The sequence below is a fragment of the Vibrio lentus genome (assembly GCF_030409755.1).
In the GTDB taxonomy this organism is placed as follows: Bacteria; Pseudomonadota; Gammaproteobacteria; order Enterobacterales; family Vibrionaceae; genus Vibrio; species Vibrio lentus.
Map to the genome: position 1 here is coordinate 492940 of NZ_JAUFQE010000002.1, position 16272 is coordinate 509211.

Below are 16272 nucleotides of genomic sequence, written 5' to 3' on the forward strand. Positions count from 1 at the left end.
ATCCTATGGTAAACAGAAAAGCAGGTGAATACCATGTATTGTGTTTTTGCGGCCAAAAGACAATGCTGATAAGTTTGTTGGCAAGCGTGTTAATGGGTGAGCGAAAAGCGAGCTCCGCTTAAAGCACTGGCTTCAAACGGGGATTTCAAACGGAGAAAGTGACTTCTCCGTATATGCCTATTTTCTCATTAGATAGAGGAAGTAACCGCCACCGAGCAGAGACGCCAATAACCCTGCTGGGAATTGCCATGGGAACCACAAAGTACGACCAATCCAATCGGCAGCCACCATAATAATCGCGCCCAACAATGCTGCTGTGAGCATCTGAGGGATAACGCGATACTGGTGAAGCGAGCGAGCCATGTGCGGTGCTAATAATCCGATAAAGCTCAGTGGGCCAATAACAATCGTACAAAGCGTCGTTAGCGCGGCAACCAACAGAAGCAACGCCAAGCGAACCAAGGTCGTGTTCATACCGAGGCTACTTGTGGTGACGTCACCCAAGTTAATGAGCTCTATCCAACGATTCAGTGACAGTGCCACAGCGCCAACGATAGCAACACCAATCGCGAGTAACATCACGTCTTGATTGGCGACTAAGTAGGTAGAGCCAGAAAGCCAAGTGAGCAGGGACGTAGCATTCTCGTTCCCAGAACTCATCGCAATGCGTAGCAAAGCGTCGAGCCCCGCACTTAGCGCGATACCTGTTAACAAGGTTTGAGTGGGAGCGAAATTGTGTTTCCTACCCATAAACCAAACCAATGCCGTCACCGACGTTGCGCCTAGCGTGCCGAGCAGCATTTGCTCTTCTCGCCCAACAGCCGTGCCAAAGAGCGTGCCGAGAACAAGTGCAAGCGCGGCGCCTGAGCTGATTCCCAAAACTTCAGGGCTCGCCATCGGGTTATTTGAGATTCGCTGAATAATGGTGCCGGCAAACGCGAGCCCAACTCCCGCTAATAATGCAACCAACACACGTGGTAAACGTAATTCGAACAGTGATTGGTGGAATTCGACACTCCAACCGAACTGGTTTTTACCAAACGTAAGAGCAACAGTACAAATGACAACGAGTAGAAGGAACATGGTCACCAGCACTTTACGCGTATCGACTAACTTGTAGCACTCGACGTGTTCACTACGGTTTTTTAAGTCGGATTGCAGTTTGGTACGTTGCAGTAACCACAATAGGAAGGGAGCACCAAGCAGAGCCGTCATCGCTCCGGTTGGCAGTAATTCGCCACCGACTCCTGAGAATGGCTGAATCACTAAATCGACAATCAGCAAGATCAAGCTACCAACCAAACCACTGACCAGAATCTGTTTTGTAAGAGTTCTAACGCCCATCAGTCTAGCGATGGCGGGAGCGACGATTCCAACAAATCCAATCAAGCCAACCTCACTGACTACCGCGGCAGTAATAAAGATCGCCAGTGATAAGCAAAGCAGTTTGATTTGTTTGATGTTTACGCCAAGTGAAGTCGCGACATTGTCGCCAAATTGCAGCGCAGACAACGGTCGCTGAAATACCAGTAGTAATAGCGTAGGGATAGAGACTAAAGGAATGAGAACCTGAACACTTGACCAGTCGTTTTGATTCAGTACACCTGCACCCCACACAAAAATACTGGTGAGTTGTTGTTCATGCAACATGAGCAACATGGTATTGAGTGAGCCCAAAAATAGGCTAACAACCATACCTGCGAGTACCATGTGCAGCGGTGAAAATCCTCGTGCAGAACTTAAGGCAAAGACCAAGCCTGTAGCAAGGCAACCTCCGATGAAAGCTGGGATGAAACCGGGAATGGCAAGGTTGGCAGGAATTAACAAGATCCCCAAAACCATACCCAGTTCAGCACCCGCAGCAACACCAAGCGTGGTGGGTGAGGCTATCGGGTTACGTAACACAAACTGCATCACACACCCAGCAACCGCAAGCGCGAATCCACAAATCAGTGCAACGGTGAGCCGAGGTAAATACGTTAGGTGGGTAATTAAGTGTTGATAGTTTGAAGGATCAAAATGGAAAAGCGTATCCCAGATGAGCCCAACCCCTTGTGAATATGGAGCGGTTATTTGCAGAAGTACGCTGATCAGCAAAACAACAGCGATCGATAGCACTGCTGTTTTGATATTGATTCGTTCAGTGACGGTTTTTTCGAGCTTGATGGTAGCCATTATTCTTGGGTTAGTAATTCTGTAATGTGGTCACTAAATCTTTGAGCGGCAATAAGTCCACCAAAGGTCCAAATACTAGGAAGTTCGTAAACTGAATCTGTACGTGTAAATTCCATCACTTGCCAAAGAGGAGATAGAGTCAGTTGTTTTCGCTCTTCTTCTTGAAGAGGGCCAAATAGCATGACATTGGTTTTTTGGTGCTCAGCGAGTCTTTCCGTTCCTACCGTACTGAAGCCCCATAGGTTAGTTTGCTCTTGCCAGTCATTTTTCAGCCCCATCTTGTTGATGGTCGCTTGCGCAAGTGAACCTTGGCTGTGGATTCGTAATGTTTTGTCGTTAATGAAGCGAGCGAATATCAGCGGTTTCTCTGAGTTACCCGCCGCACGCACTTTTTCGCCGTTTTCACGGAGTCGCGTGTTTGTTTCTGCAATTACTTGTTGAGCGCGTTGTTCTCGGTCGAACAACTTCCCTAAAGACAGAGTAATTGACGTTGCAGATTCGTATGGCTGCTTCTTTTTACTGTAGATACTGAAAACCAATACCGGAGCGATTTTGTTTAGCTGATGGTAAGCCGCCGACATATGTTCACTGATTAAAATGACATCGGGTTTGAGTTCGGTCAGCAATTCAAGGTTCGGTTCACGTCGAGAGCCTACATCGGTCACGTTTGAATTCAGTTCGGGTTTCACTACCCATTGTTGATAGCCTTTGGCGTCTGCAATACCCTCTAGTTCAACACCTAGGCTTAACACGGTTTCTGTAAGAGCCCAGTCTAGTGCCACTACTTTTTTCGGCGTCGTATCGAAAGAGACGATGCCCATTTCGTGTGTGATTTCTAAAGCATGGGCACTCTTTATTGCAAGAGCATTAAAAGCGAATAATGTGCACAGTAGTGTTATGAACGTTTTCACAACCGATTCCTTTTGTATTTAAGGGATGTAACTAATAGGTTGCCCTGTTTCAGGGTGTTTAAAGAGCGCCAGTTCCATGCCGTAGATCTGCATCAGCGTCTCAGGCGTCATCAACTCTTTCGGTGGGCCTGAAGCGATGACTTTTCCGGAATGAAGCGCAATCAAATGGTCACTGAATTTGGCAGCCATGTTGACATCATGCAGGACCATAATAACGGTTAACCCTAACGTCTGGTTGAGTTCCCTGATCAAGGCAAGCAATTCATGTTGATGTGCGACATCGAGTGCAGAGGTTGGCTCATCAAGCAAAATGCATTGGCTTTGTTGAGCGAGCAGCATCGCGACCCAAGCTCTTTGTCTTTCACCACCAGACAATGTGGCAACAAATCGATCTGAAAAGGCGTTCAAACCAACTTTCTCAATCGCTTCGTCTACTATGGCGTAGTCGTTACGGCTGTACCGTCCAAATGCGCCTTTCCACGGATAACGACCAAAGCAAACCAGTTCACGAACTGTCACACCATCAGTAATCGGGGGATGTTGAGGAAGGTAAGCAACTTGGTGTGCAAATTCGAGATTGCTATACGATGAAAGCAACTGCTGGTCGAAGAAAACGTCGCCTTCAGAGGGGGTGTTTTGTCTACTCAACAGTTTAATCAGTGTCGATTTCCCACATCCATTATGACCCAACAAAGTGGTGATCTTTTTAGGTTCAAACGTTAAGTTGGTAGGGGAAAGAATCGTCTTACCGTCGATTTCGAACGAGGCATTGGTAAGTTTGTACATAATGCAATATAGAGTTGAGTTATAGGCTACTAGCCGCTAATGTAACATAATGAAACTCAAATGATAATGATTCTCCAAATCAATCAATTTATCATTATTTATGATATTTCCCATTATTCAGCATTCCAACTTTTTCTAGCGCCTTCGATATTATGTCTGTCATCCAAAATAAAAAATTCCACTTAATGACCATTGGTCTTGCTGCCGCCCTAATGGGAATTGGGCAAAACGGCTTACTCGTTTCTCTGCCTTTTCTTGTGGAACAGTCTGCATTCAGCTTGCCTACGTGGTCGATTCTTATCGCAATAGGAAGCATATTATTTTTGCCGTCTGCGCCTTTTTGGGGAAGACAGAGCGATAAACATGGTCCGAAAAAAGTCGTCATTCAGGCATTGGTAGGCATGGCTGTCAGCTTTGCTTTTTTGTGTTTTTTTGCGATGAACAGTGACCAAGAAAAGGCGCTAGTGTTTTGTTTAAGCGGGCTAGTGGTGGCGCGAATTATTTATGGTTGTACGGTGTCTGGAATGGTGCCCGCGAGTCAACATTGGGCGATATTGTTGTGTGGTGAGAGAAACCGTTTACAGGCTATTACTTCGGTGAGTATTGGCTTAAGTGCTGGTCGATTGATTGGCCCGATTCTATCCATTCTTGCGTTAAAGTTTTCACCTTATGCGCCTCTGATTATCATGGTTTTATTACCATGTTTGGCGTTAATCGCAGCGATGTTATTGCCAGCACCAGAAATGAATACAGAACAAGCGAGTAGCAAGATTCCATCGCCTTGGCTGCCGAGTAGGGCACTATTGCCTTTTTTATCGAGTGGATTGTTGCTGTGTGCGGCAGTCGCGTTGTTGCAATACAGTTTCTCTCCATTGATTTATTCGATCACCCATTGGGCAACTGATCAATTAAGTGACGCGATTGGCATTCTGTTAACTATCGGCGCCGCGTTTACTTTCGCTACTCAACTCTTGGTTATCAAAAAGGACAAACTGACGCCGATTTTTATGTACCGTTGTGGCGCTTATGCTTTGGTTGTCGGCTTTGTGATGTTCTTGATTCCTAGTATGTGGGCGTTTGGGGTGGCGATGGTAGTGACGGCGATTGGCGCAGCGCTGCTTGTTCCTGCTTACACGTTGTTTGCCACTGAAAAGCAAAGTGGCGCACCGGGTGCTGCCGCAGGGTATATCGCCATGTCTCATACTCTAGGCTATGGCGTTGCTTCATTACTTGCGTTTACTTCAACCTTGAACCCTCAATATCCTATTTGCTTATGTGGGCTGTTTTCTGTGCTGATTTTTGCGACGACTTATGTTGTAAAAATAAAGGGAAATACCAAGCTCGCCGAGCAAGCTTAACCTTGTATTTCCCTGATACTTTTTAGCGATCCAATTGGAAGTGAGCTAACGGATAGCAAATTAACGAGTAGCAAACGGCTTTGTGTCGAACATTGGTTTGCTAACCCATATCTTCGAAAACCACATCCCCTCTTAACACTGTCATCAACACCTGAGTCTTGGCTATTTGCCTTGCCGATACTGTAGTGATGTCTCGGTCGAGAATCGCGAAGTCCGCTGATTTTCCAACCTCAATAGAACCTGTTACGTCCTCTATTCCAAGACTTTTGGCTGCATTGAGCGTGTAAGCGTCGATAGCTGTGTAGATATCAGTTAGGCCTGTTTTGCCCATGATTAAGCTATTTGCGATTCCAACTAGAGGGTTGATGTCGTGTACGTTCCAGTCACTGCTCAAGGTGATATTGGCATCAGTCTTAAGTATCGCGTCTAGATTCATCATGGCTTTGGCACGGCGAGCACCAAGGAAGGCTTCAGCCCATTGGTGTTGATGCTTGGCTACGTAATCGGAACCGACTTGGAAATCCGCCGAGACATTGAGTTGCTTGAAGCGGGGAACGTCTTCATCATTGATTAACTCTACGTGAGTGAGGGTATAAGGCTTTTGTGAACCTTGTTTACGCACGCTTTCTATCGCATCTAGTGATTCACGAACGGCACCATCACCAATCGCATGTATATGAGCGCTAAAACCGATTTTATCGAGCGCGGTTAGCCACTCTTTCATCTGTGCTGGTGGAATGTAGTTTAGGCCATTGGGAGACTGTGGCAGATAGGTATCTAAATAGGGCGCGAGTGTTTTTGCTGTGCCATTAATGAAGATGCCATCGCTGTACATTTTTACCTGATCGACGAGCAACAGACGGCTTTTATCATCTGAATACATCTTCTCGAAGACTTCTAATTGAGAGGGTATCGCCATTGATGGGTAAACCCAAGGGCGTAATGACACGCGAGCCGTCAGATCTTGGTTTTGCTCCGCTTCTAGCCAAACGTCGTACCAACCTCGTTTCCAATACATCCGGCCGTCACCGATGGTGGTAATGCCGTGCGCAGCGGCTTCTTCAAGACCGAACATTAACCCTTGGTAGCTTTGTTCAAAGAGCTCGCTTTGGCTGTTCCACGCCATCTCCATAATTTGGTCGCCAGCGTTATCTAATAAGATGCCATTGAGCTTGCCGCTGTCTTGGTCTTTTAAATAAGCGCCACCTTGTGGGTCAGGAGATTGTTGGCTGATTCTGGCTATTTTTAAGGCTTTCGAGTTGACCCACATCGAGTGAGAGGTTTGCTCCATAAGCACCACGGGGCGATCAGGGAAGATGCTGTCGATAATCTCAAGTGGTGTGTATTCAGAGTCGCTGTCGAGTGTCGATTCCAAAGAAAAGCCATAACCCATCAGCCAGCCTCGACCATTGGTTTCGGCATTGATTTTACACGCTTCTAAGTAAGGGATTTGCTCTTCTAATGTGGCTTCAGAATCCAGTTCACAATTGCCACCCAGCTCAGAGGCGGCTTCAAACACATGGTTATGATTATCAATAAACCCCGGCAAAACAAAGGCATTCTCCAAGTCGATGACATCGGTACTCTGGCCTTGAAAAGATTGCGCCTGAGCGTGGTCACCGATGAAGATGATCTTGCCGTTATGGGTAACGATCGAGTCTGACTCGCGATGCCCATATATGTCGGCATTGGTAAAGATCTGGTCTGCGGTTAGGCTTTGAGAAAAAGCCGATGGCACAGTGACTAGGCTAGCGAATAATGCAATCCATGCAGTGCGTGGCAAAGTGAGCTTATTGTTCATTGTTATTTATTCCATGTTCCACTGTTTAGTAAGTATAGAAAGCGAGTGGCCAGTGTGAAACTCTACATGAATGACAAATAAAAGCCGCGACTAATCAATAAATTGTGTCTTGAACAAATCTTCAATCACGACTCTTGTTTTAGGCTTTCACGCAGATCTTTTTTGTATTCGTCATACGAGTTATAGCCATAGAGTTTCCAAGTTTGATCACCTTTAATGTTGTGGTTGTAGGTGATCTCGCCTATCCACTGCTGACGAGTGGCAAGAATCATATCGCGGATTTTTAATAATAAAGTGTCCATAGTTGCTCTCCTGATTAAGTTCACCTGAAGTATATTTAGCGGTGACAACCGGATGAGTATCGTTAGCGCAATGTTCAATACTTTTCAGTCAATGTGCTCATCTGAATGGTTTGATGTGTATACTTTCAATATTAAAACGTCACTGAGCATCGCAATGAAAGGTTACTTGGAAAAAGTGCCACAACGAATTGGCACATCATGGCGCTATAAGAAAATCGTCGAGAACGGTAAAAGCTATGGTTGGCACCGACATGAAGAGTACGAAATAGCGATTCATCGTCACTTTACTGGGCATAGCTTTATTGGGCATCACCAAAGCGATGTGTTTCACAACCACATGATCTTGGTTGGGCCTGATTTACCTCATGCCATCTATTCGGACGAGAGCACTGATGACTCGCGAATATGTGAAACGCACGTAGTTTGGTTTCGCAAAGATTGGATAGAGCAATTGATAGCGTGCTGTCGAGAGCTCGAACCGTTACGTGCATTGCTAGAAGAATCAAAGAAAGGGCTTCAGTTTTCACCAGCGGCTGCAGAGAAAGCGACGGAATTGTTGAATAAGGTGATGAACCAGTCGCCACATCAACAACTGCTTACATTGTTCTCTTTGTTTGCACTTTTGCTTGAGGATCAAGAGGTAGTGCAGTTGATTAACCCTGTCTTCAACTCGGATGATGAAGATGAAGTCAGCGATAAGTTGGACAAGGTTGAAGCTTTCTTGGTGAACAATTTTAATCACGACATCTCGGTTAATGACTTAGCCACGCATCTCTACATTAGTGAGAGTAGCGTTAGGCGCTTATTTCAAAAACACTACAACGAGAGTTTTAGTCAAAGGCTAAAGAAAATTAGGCTCAATGTGGCGTGTGATTTATTGATTAATACTTCGTTGCCAGTGAATCTGATTTTGGAGAAAGTGGGATACGACAACCAAGCCAACTTTAATCGTCAGTTTAAATCGTATAAGCAGGTGACTCCGACTCAATATCGAATAGCAATGAAACGTCATTAATTCATTCACATACTAAACAATTCACATAAGATTCTGAATAAATTACAGTTAGGTGAACTTTAAAAATGGATTTAACGTATTACCAAGGATGTAAGTTTATGTTTTCACAAGGCTTACTCGCATTACTAATAAAAACAAGCCGGGGTTAGGATGAAAAAAATATTATTGCTGCTTAGTGTGATTCTATTGGGTGGTTGTGTGGGCATGCCTGAAACAGTAAAGCCCGTTCAACAGTTCGAGTTGGATAGATACTTAGGGAAATGGTACGAAGTGGCTCGTTTGGATCACTCGTTTGAACGTGGCTTAGATAACATCAGTGCTGAGTACAGCCTTCGTGATGATGGCGGTGTGAAGGTGATTAACCGCGGCTATTCGGACGAAGATGGCGAATGGAACGAAGCGGAAGGCAAAGCGTATTTTGTGGAAGGCAGCGAACAAGGCTATTTGAAAGTGTCTTTCTTTGGCCCCTTCTATGGAGCTTATGTGGTGTTTGAGTTGGACAAAGAGAACTACCAATACGCGTTTGTTTCGGGCCCAGATACTGACTACTTGTGGTTACTTTCAAGAACACCAGAGGTTGCGCCAGAAGTGATGGAGAAGTTCAAAGCTATGTCTAAAGAACGTGGCTTCAATACTGAGGAATTGATTTACGTTGAGCACAGCAAATAAGCTGAGCGTGCGAGGTTAACGACAGTTGATTGAGAAAAAGGAACAGATGATGAGTGCATCTGTTCCTTTTTTATTGGTTTGGTTTGGTTTTGTATTTTGTATTTTGTATGAACTAGCCTTGTCGACGAACCTGCAACACACTGAGCACCGATAGTGATAGGAAGAACGCAGGGTCACTCCAACCAAAACCAACAAAAATGCCTGTAAACGCGGCATACAAGGTGATGATGGCACCCAGCATATTGGTCACACCCAAACCTTGGATGAGTTTTTTAGCACTGACTCCGGGCTCAATGTCTCTTAATAACCAGCTTATCGCGGCAATGCCACCAAGGAAGATACTGGTGTGCTGAGAGAGAAAATAAGCGTACTTATCATTAATTTCCACACCGTACATAGGCCACATGACCGTTGGTAGGAAAAACAACGCCAAGGCAAACCCTGCGTAAATGATGCCGTGTAGGCTTAAAAACGTTTTATTGTTCATTTGTTATCTCTCTATCTCGTGCCTGTCGCTAATTCTTTATTCATTCCAATCGCTTTGTTTTCATTCAGCGAATTAACTAGCCGTTGATTGGGCCTTTGTTAATGGTAGTTAAAGGCTGGTTCACGTCAAAAATCACGCCACGTACTTCGTCGACACCCATCTGTTTAAGGCGAGCGCTATGCATCGCTAGGTAAGTCTCTGCACTGAGTTGGTCTTCAAAAAGGTAGACACCACCGCCCAGTTTTTCAGCTTCGTTTTCTGTCCAGATTTTCCAGATCATACCCGGTTCGTTGTTAATAGATTTTGCTAGGTCAACGAGCGCGTTCGACATCTCTTCACCAAATGGGCCGCTAAATTCAAAATCGACTTGTAATAATTTCATGGTTATTTCTCCAAACAGTTACTTGGTATTGCGCTAAGACTCATGGTCATTTCGCAAAACATAGGAGGCTTGATTGCCTGTTGAAATAGATATTACCTGTAAAAAACAGACAGAAAAGTTCATAATATAGTTAATAACTGTCAGGATTTTAGACCGATGAGATTAAAGACCACCCTAGACCAATGGCAAACCCTTTACGAGATTGACCGCGCAGGCAGTATTCAGGCAGCGGCACTGCAATTGAACAAGAGCCACACCACGCTGATCTATGCGCTGAGAAAGTTGGAGGATCAATTAGGCGTGACTTTAGTGCAGGTTGAAGGTCGTCGGGCAGTGCTGTCGGAAGACGGAAAGTCACTGCTGCGCCGGGCGAGTAGCATGCTGGAACAAGCTCGCGAGCTAGAGTTGATCAGTGAACAACTGGCGAAAGGTGTTGAGTCTGAAATTGTGATTGCGGTTGATCACTTGTGTTGTCTTGAGCGTCTTTATCAACCGATGGCTGCATTTTTGGCGGAGAACAACACCACATCAATACAAGTGATTGAAACATCATTGTCTAAGACGACGGAAATGGTGACTCAAGAACTGGCCGATGTGGCTATCATCAACTTGCCTATTACTAATTACTCAGCAGAAGCCTTTGGCTTTACGATGATGGAGCCCGTTGTCGCAAGTTCGCACTCTTTAGCTAACGTGTCATCTATATCGCTAAACCAGTTGTCGTCGCTGCCACAAATTGTGGTGCGAGACTTAGGTGCTCAAGCTAGTCAAGGCAGTAAAAAGCTAACTGAGAAAAAGGATGTGGGTTGGTTGAAGTCGAGTCAGCGTATTACGGTCGATAATTTCGATCATGCGTTTGGCGCGGTAGAGCAGGGAGTCGGGTATTGTCGACTACCCAAGCACATTGTTGAAAGTCGAGGAAGTGACAAGCTCACGGTGTTGAATGTGGAAAATGGCAGTGGATACCAAGTCCCGCTTCATCTCACTTTGCCAAAAGGGGCAAAGACAGGCCCTGCTGCAAAACGGTTCTACGAATTACTGCTAGAGTCAGCTGCTCCTGCCAACTAACCCTCATTCAGTTGGGCTCAAACTAGCGAGGTTGGTTGCCGTTTAAGAATAGTGCAACACACTCACGCGTGTAATTCAGTCTTTCATTATCAGACTCGCCGCTGTCGTGTCCGAAGAATGCCCAATAAGCCGACTTACCATGAAACATCAGCAACAATTGTCGTGCAGCAATGATCGGTGAACTTGATGTTGAAAGCGTTAAGTCACCCGAATCTATTTTCGACTGCAAATAATCAGCGAGTAACTTAGTGGTCTTCTGTGGCCCTGTTTCTAAATAAATAGAAGCAATTTCTGGATGTGTGTTGGATTGGCTCACCGCATTTTGAAAGGTCTGCCTAGACTGCTCATCAAGTAACAAATCTTGAAACTTCACACCAAACTTCACCAATTCCTCTTCCAAAGTGGCATTCATATCAAACGCTGAAGGGCTGAGTTCGCGTTCCGCACACTTGGTTTGCATGCAGGTTTCGAAAAGTTCGTCTTTGTTTTTAAAGTGGGAGTAGACCGTTTGCTTAGAAACGTTCGCTGCTTTCGCTATCTGATCCATATTGATCTTGAAGCCATGATCAGAGAAAAGTTGGCTTGCTGCGGTTAAGATCTGCGATCTCTTCTGTTCACTCTTGATGATTTTAGTCACGTGCTGTTTCTCGTTGCTTGGTACTTGGTGTTGCTCAGTTCAATGCATTTCGTTCTGCGCTAAGCATTATGCTTTTTGTGATGGTTTTATCAATCATTAACGATGAAACTTATTTTTAACATAATCAAACTAGACAGTCTAGTTTGGTTTGGTTAGTCTAAAAAAAGAATAGGATTGAGTACCGCATAGGAACAGTGAGTATGTATAAATTGATGAAGGGAAGTGCGGTGGCGTTATCTCTATCGGCTTTTCTTGTTGGATGTGGCGAAAAGGAACAAGCCCAAGAGTCGGTTGATTCAACCGCTGAAACGGCTTCGAGCGTCCAAACCATTTTAACCGTGGAAACGATGGCCTTGGCGCAATCTTCCTCTTATGCGGTACAGCGTGAATATGTTGGTGTGGTAAAAGCAGGGCAACAGGCGAATCTTGGTTTTGAATTGGCGGGTAAAGTAAACGAGATTCTAGTGGATGTCGGTGACACAGTAACCGAAGGTCAGCCGTTGATCCGATTGGATACTCAGTTATTGGAAACAGAGTCTAGCCAACTGAAAGCACAGGCTGAAGAAGTCAAAGCACAACTGAGCCTTGTGGCGGCAAACTTGAAGCGTCAACGTTCACTGAAAGCAAAGGGCTTCAGTGCCGAGGCTGAGATTGATTCTCTTACTAGTGAACAACGCGTATTGCAGGCGAACTTGCTGCGCATTGATGCCTCAGTAAAAGGCAATCAATTGAAACTAGTGAAATCGACAGTGCTTGCGCCTTATTCTGGCACCATCGCAACACGTTTTGTCTCTTTAGGTGATGTTGTAAATGTGGGTAATCCAACCCTGACACTGCTTGCCTCTGAAGGCAAAGAAGCGTTCATTGGTATTCCTGCCCATCAAATGCAAAAAGTGACTTCGCTTTCTTCGCCAAGTATTCGTGTCGGGCGAGACGATTTCGCTGTGAGCCTGCTTAATCCGGGGGCGATGGTGGATACTCAATCTCGCAGTGTTGGCCTACGTTACCTGTTTCCTGAGCAAGCTTCTGTTTTAGAAGGGCAACTTGCGTACCTTAAGTTTGATGAGCAAATCGATGACCAAGGTTACTGGGTTCCACTCACGGGTTTGATCGATGGTTTGCGTGGTGTGTGGAATATCTTCGTTATTGGTGAAGATAATAAGGTTGAACGTCGAAGCGTGCAGGTGTTGTTTGCCAACAACCAACAAGCCTACGTGAGCGGTGCAATCAGCGAAGGCGAGCAGGTGATATCCAGTGGTTTACATCGTTTGGTTCCCGGCCAAACCGTGAAGCCAGCCAGCGTTACTGCTGAATAGGAAATAGTATGAAAATCATAGAGACTATTTCTAACACTCGATTGCTTATTTTAATGACCGCACTGCTCATGGTGAGTGGTATTTCTGCGTTCATGACTCTGCCGCGTGCAGAAGATCCGGTAATCATCAACCGCTACGCGAACATCACAACCAGTTTCCCCGGCGCCAGTGCTGAGCGTGTTGAAACCTTGGTCACCGAGGTTATTGAGAACAAACTACGCGAGTTAAGTGAGGTTAAACTCGTCAGCTCGACGTCAAGGCCGGGTGTGTCGATTGTTACTTTGGAACTCAATGATGTGATTACCGAGCCTGAACCAGTTTGGTCTCAAGCTCGTGACAAGCTGTCTGACATCGAATCCATTTTACCTGCGGGTTCTCACTCTCCTGATCTCGACAGTGACCATACCTATGCTTTTACTACGATTACGGCGTTAACTTGGTCTGGTGCAGGCGAGCCTGACCGATTAACACTCGGGCGTTATGCCAAAGAACTCGCTAAGCGATTACGAACCTTGTCGGGAACTGAATTCGTTGATGAATACGGGATGCCGCAAGAAGAGATTCAAATCAGTTTACGCACTGCTGATGCTGCCGCGCTTGGTCGTTCAAGCGCCAATATCGCAGAATCGCTTGAAGGGGCGGATGCGAAAAACTCTGCCGGTGAATTGGTCAGTGCTTATTCTCGCTTTGGCTTAGAGATTAAGTCTGAGCTTGATTCCATTGAACGTATTAAACAAGTGCCGATAGCCACCGACAGCAATGGTCACATCATCCGTATGGAAGACATTGCTTCTGTGAAACGTGGTGAGAAAACCCCACAAGACCAGATTGCCATTATTGATGGTGAGCCGGGTGTGATTGTCGCGGCAAGAATGCACCCAGATCTGCGAGTTGATAACTGGACGTCGCGAGCCAACGCGCTCATCAATCGATTTGAGCAAGAGCTGCCGAGCAATATTCAGGTCAACGTACTTTTCAATCAGCAAGGCTATACCGAAACACGCTTGGACGATTTGGGTAAAAGCCTGATGATCGGTTTTGGTCTGATCTTGATTGTGCTGTTCGTCACCTTGGGTGTGCGCGCCGCGATCTTAGTGGCGATTTCTCTGCCATTAACGTCACTGCTTACATTGTCGATCATGAAAATGACCGGTGTGCCGATTAACCAGATGTCGGTGACGGGCTTAATTGTAGCGCTCGGGATCATGGTGGATAACGCGGTAGTGATGGTCGATACGATTCAAGCTTATCGCCTGAAAGGGCAACAGCGAGCTGAAGCGACCATGAATGCGTTGAAGCATTTATGGGTACCGTTACTGGGCTCGACACTTACCACTGTCCTAGCCTTTGCACCGATTATTTTGATGCCTGGCGCATCGGGTGAGTTCGTGGGGGGAATTGCGATTACCGTTTCTTTCTCTTTGATCGGTTCTTACATTATTTCACATACCCTAATTGCGGGCTTGGCGACTAAGTTACTGCCGAAACAACTCAGTGATGTTGATAAGAAAGGTCAGCACCATTGGTACATGACAGGCTTGAGAATTCCTGCGTTGACGCGTTGGTTCTCGTCTTCTGTCCGCTTTGGTGTGACGCATCCAATCATCACGATTGCTCTGGTGTTGTTGGTACCGTTTACTGGTTATTGGAGTATGTCTCAGCTGACTGAGCAATTCTTCCCGCCATCAGATCGAGACATGTTTGAGATTCAGGTGTACATGCCGCCGCAAGCGAGCATTTATGCGACCAAGAATACCTCTGAAAAAATCGACGATATCATTCATCGTTACCCCGAAGTAGAGCGTATTGATTGGCTGGTGGGCGCAAATTTCCCATCGTTTTATTACAACCTACAAGCGAGACAAAATAACGCGCCTTATTTCTCGCAAGCCATGGTGAAAACAGAGAACTTTGACCAAGCCAATGCGCTAATTCCTGAACTTCAAAAGGTGCTAGATAAAGAAGTACCACAGGCGCAGATCTTGGTACGAAAGCTTAATCAAGGGCCTCCATTTACCGCGCCCGTTGAACTGCGTGTGTATGGTGAAAATCTTGATACGTTAAAAGCAATTGGTGAAGATGTTCGCTTGATTTTGGCAGGTGTGCCTCATGTGACTCACACAAGGGAAACACTGCAACCGGGTACACCTAAGGTGTGGTTGAAGGTCGATGAAGACACCGCGAAACTTAACGGTATTTCATTGAACCAGTTTGCTGGCATGCTGCAAACCACGCTGACAGGTCGCGAAAGTGGCTCGGTAATTGAGGGCAGTGAATCGGTGCCAATTCGTGTTCGTGTTGCGGATGACGCGCGTGAAAACTTGGCTCACTTAAGTAATATTCGCTTGCCAATAAGCTCTGAGGTCTACTCAACGGGCATCAATGTGTCGACTCTGGCGGAGCTGGAATTGACGACTAGTCGTGGTGCGATTACTCGTCGAAACGGGCAGCGTGTGAATACCATCGAGGGTTACATTGAAGCGGGTGTTTTGCCTCAAACGGTACTTAATGAATTCCAGAAACGACTTGAAAGCTATGAGATGCCATCGGGTTACACCATTGGTTTTGGTGGCGAATCCGCTGAACGAGACAATTCAGTCAATAGCCTGATCTCGAATGTCGCCGTTGTGGTGGTATTGATGGTGTTGGTGGTGGTGATGTCGTTCAACTCGTTCCGAATGAGTAGTATCATCTTCATGGTCGCAGGATTGGCTGGTGGGCTAGGGCTGTTGTCGGTATGGATCTTCGGTTATCCGTTCGGCTTTACGGTGATCATCGCCATGCTCGGGATTGCGGGCTTAGCGATTAACGCTGCCATCGTGATTCTGACGGAATTGAAACTCGATAAGCAAGCTTCATCAGGCAATGTGGATGCGGTCGTTGAGGCAGTGATGTCGTGTACTCGCCATATCAGCTCGACCACGATTACAACCGTTGGTGGCTTTATGCCGTTGATTATTGCTGGTGGCGGTTTCTGGCCTCCATTTGCGGTCGCGATTGTCGGCGGTACAGTATTAACCACTCTTATCTCGTTCTACTTTGTGCCTGTGGTTTATCATTTGATGACTAAAAATCAGCGCAAAACCGTCGTCGAACCAACAGCATAATCTCTTCTTTGGTGACCCTTACTCCTCTCTATTGAGGGGAGTAACACCCACTTAAAACCCATCCAAATACTCATGAAATCGGCTTTTTATCCCCATTTCTGCCCGTTTTCTGCTGCGTATAACTGACATGATTATCATAAAAAGCAGGGTGTTATTTGAATTCCTGATGGGTTGCTGTCTGAAGTGATGTCTTTTCTAAATACCTTTAAAATCTTATGTGAATTCATAAATTTGACAGTCATCACACTTTGCTTAATT

14 protein-coding genes are annotated in these 16272 nt (G+C 45.8%); 6 read left to right on the forward strand and 8 right to left on the reverse strand.

The window, feature by feature from the left end:
• Positions 1 to 177: 177 nt before the first annotated feature.
• From fhuB to QWZ07_RS10655, 3 genes are read right to left on the reverse strand one after another with little or no spacing between them, the layout of a single operon-like run.
• Complete coding sequence (gene fhuB / locus QWZ07_RS10645; protein WP_192852677.1) at positions 178 to 2175, reverse strand: Fe(3+)-hydroxamate ABC transporter permease FhuB; 1998 nt, start codon at positions 2173 to 2175, stop codon at positions 178 to 180.
• A complete protein-coding gene (locus QWZ07_RS10650; RefSeq protein WP_192852678.1) occupies positions 2175 to 3086 on the reverse strand; it encodes an ABC transporter substrate-binding protein in 912 nt (303 codons plus the stop codon). Before QWZ07_RS10650 ends, fhuB begins: the two co-directional genes overlap by 1 nt.
• Positions 3087 to 3104: 18 nt before the next feature.
• Positions 3105 to 3872, reverse strand: a complete 768-nt coding sequence (locus QWZ07_RS10655) for an ABC transporter ATP-binding protein (RefSeq protein WP_102315182.1) — start codon at positions 3870 to 3872, stop codon at positions 3105 to 3107.
• A 152-nt stretch (positions 3873 to 4024) separates the two neighbouring features.
• Here QWZ07_RS10655 and QWZ07_RS10660 point away from each other — a divergent pair, with 152 nt between their 5' ends.
• A complete protein-coding gene (locus QWZ07_RS10660; protein ID WP_192852679.1) occupies positions 4025 to 5230 on the forward strand; it encodes an MFS transporter in 1206 nt (401 codons plus the stop codon).
• 100 nt (positions 5231 to 5330) lie between these two features.
• On the opposite strand, the gene QWZ07_RS10665 is transcribed toward QWZ07_RS10660, so the two are convergent.
• Positions 5331 to 7031, reverse strand: coding sequence for an amidohydrolase (locus QWZ07_RS10665; protein ID WP_192852680.1), 1701 nt, complete (start codon positions 7029 to 7031; stop codon positions 5331 to 5333).
• Between the two features lie 125 nt (positions 7032 to 7156).
• The gene (locus QWZ07_RS10670) at positions 7157 to 7333 is read right to left on the reverse strand and encodes a hypothetical protein (protein ID WP_170961322.1); all 177 of its coding nucleotides are present in this window, start codon (positions 7331 to 7333) and stop codon (positions 7157 to 7159) included.
• A 52-nt stretch (positions 7334 to 7385) separates the two neighbouring features.
• Here QWZ07_RS10670 and QWZ07_RS10675 point away from each other — a divergent pair, with 52 nt between their 5' ends.
• Complete coding sequence (locus tag QWZ07_RS10675; RefSeq protein ID WP_192852681.1) at positions 7386 to 8348, forward strand: helix-turn-helix transcriptional regulator; 963 nt, start codon at positions 7386 to 7388, stop codon at positions 8346 to 8348.
• Between the two features lie 150 nt (positions 8349 to 8498).
• Positions 8499 to 9017 (forward strand): lipocalin family protein, encoded by a 519-nt coding sequence (locus QWZ07_RS10680; RefSeq protein ID WP_192852682.1) that lies wholly within the window; start codon positions 8499 to 8501, stop codon positions 9015 to 9017.
• Between the two features lie 112 nt (positions 9018 to 9129).
• On the opposite strand, the gene QWZ07_RS10685 is transcribed toward QWZ07_RS10680, so the two are convergent.
• A complete protein-coding gene (locus tag QWZ07_RS10685) occupies positions 9130 to 9504 on the reverse strand; it encodes a hypothetical protein (protein WP_192852683.1) in 375 nt (124 codons plus the stop codon).
• A 76-nt stretch (positions 9505 to 9580) separates the two neighbouring features.
• Complete coding sequence (locus tag QWZ07_RS10690) at positions 9581 to 9886, reverse strand: monooxygenase (RefSeq protein WP_004736312.1); 306 nt, start codon at positions 9884 to 9886, stop codon at positions 9581 to 9583.
• 156 nt (positions 9887 to 10042) lie between these two features.
• Here QWZ07_RS10690 and QWZ07_RS10695 point away from each other — a divergent pair, with 156 nt between their 5' ends.
• Entirely contained in the window at positions 10043 to 10954 is a 912-nt protein-coding gene (locus QWZ07_RS10695) for a LysR family transcriptional regulator (protein WP_192852684.1), read from the forward strand.
• Between the two features lie 22 nt (positions 10955 to 10976).
• Here the strand turns inward: QWZ07_RS10695 and QWZ07_RS10700 are convergent, their stop codons facing one another.
• On the reverse strand, positions 10977 to 11591 hold the full coding sequence (locus QWZ07_RS10700; RefSeq protein WP_017105296.1) for a TetR/AcrR family transcriptional regulator: 615 nt from the start codon (positions 11589 to 11591) through the stop codon (positions 10977 to 10979).
• Between the two features lie 200 nt (positions 11592 to 11791).
• Here QWZ07_RS10700 and QWZ07_RS10705 point away from each other — a divergent pair, with 200 nt between their 5' ends.
• Entirely contained in the window at positions 11792 to 12907 is a 1116-nt protein-coding gene (locus QWZ07_RS10705) for an efflux RND transporter periplasmic adaptor subunit (protein ID WP_076671312.1), read from the forward strand.
• A gap of 8 nt (positions 12908 to 12915) precedes the next feature.
• Complete coding sequence (locus tag QWZ07_RS10710; protein WP_192852685.1) at positions 12916 to 16014, forward strand: efflux RND transporter permease subunit; 3099 nt, start codon at positions 12916 to 12918, stop codon at positions 16012 to 16014.
• The last annotated feature ends 258 nt before the right edge of the window (positions 16015 to 16272 follow it).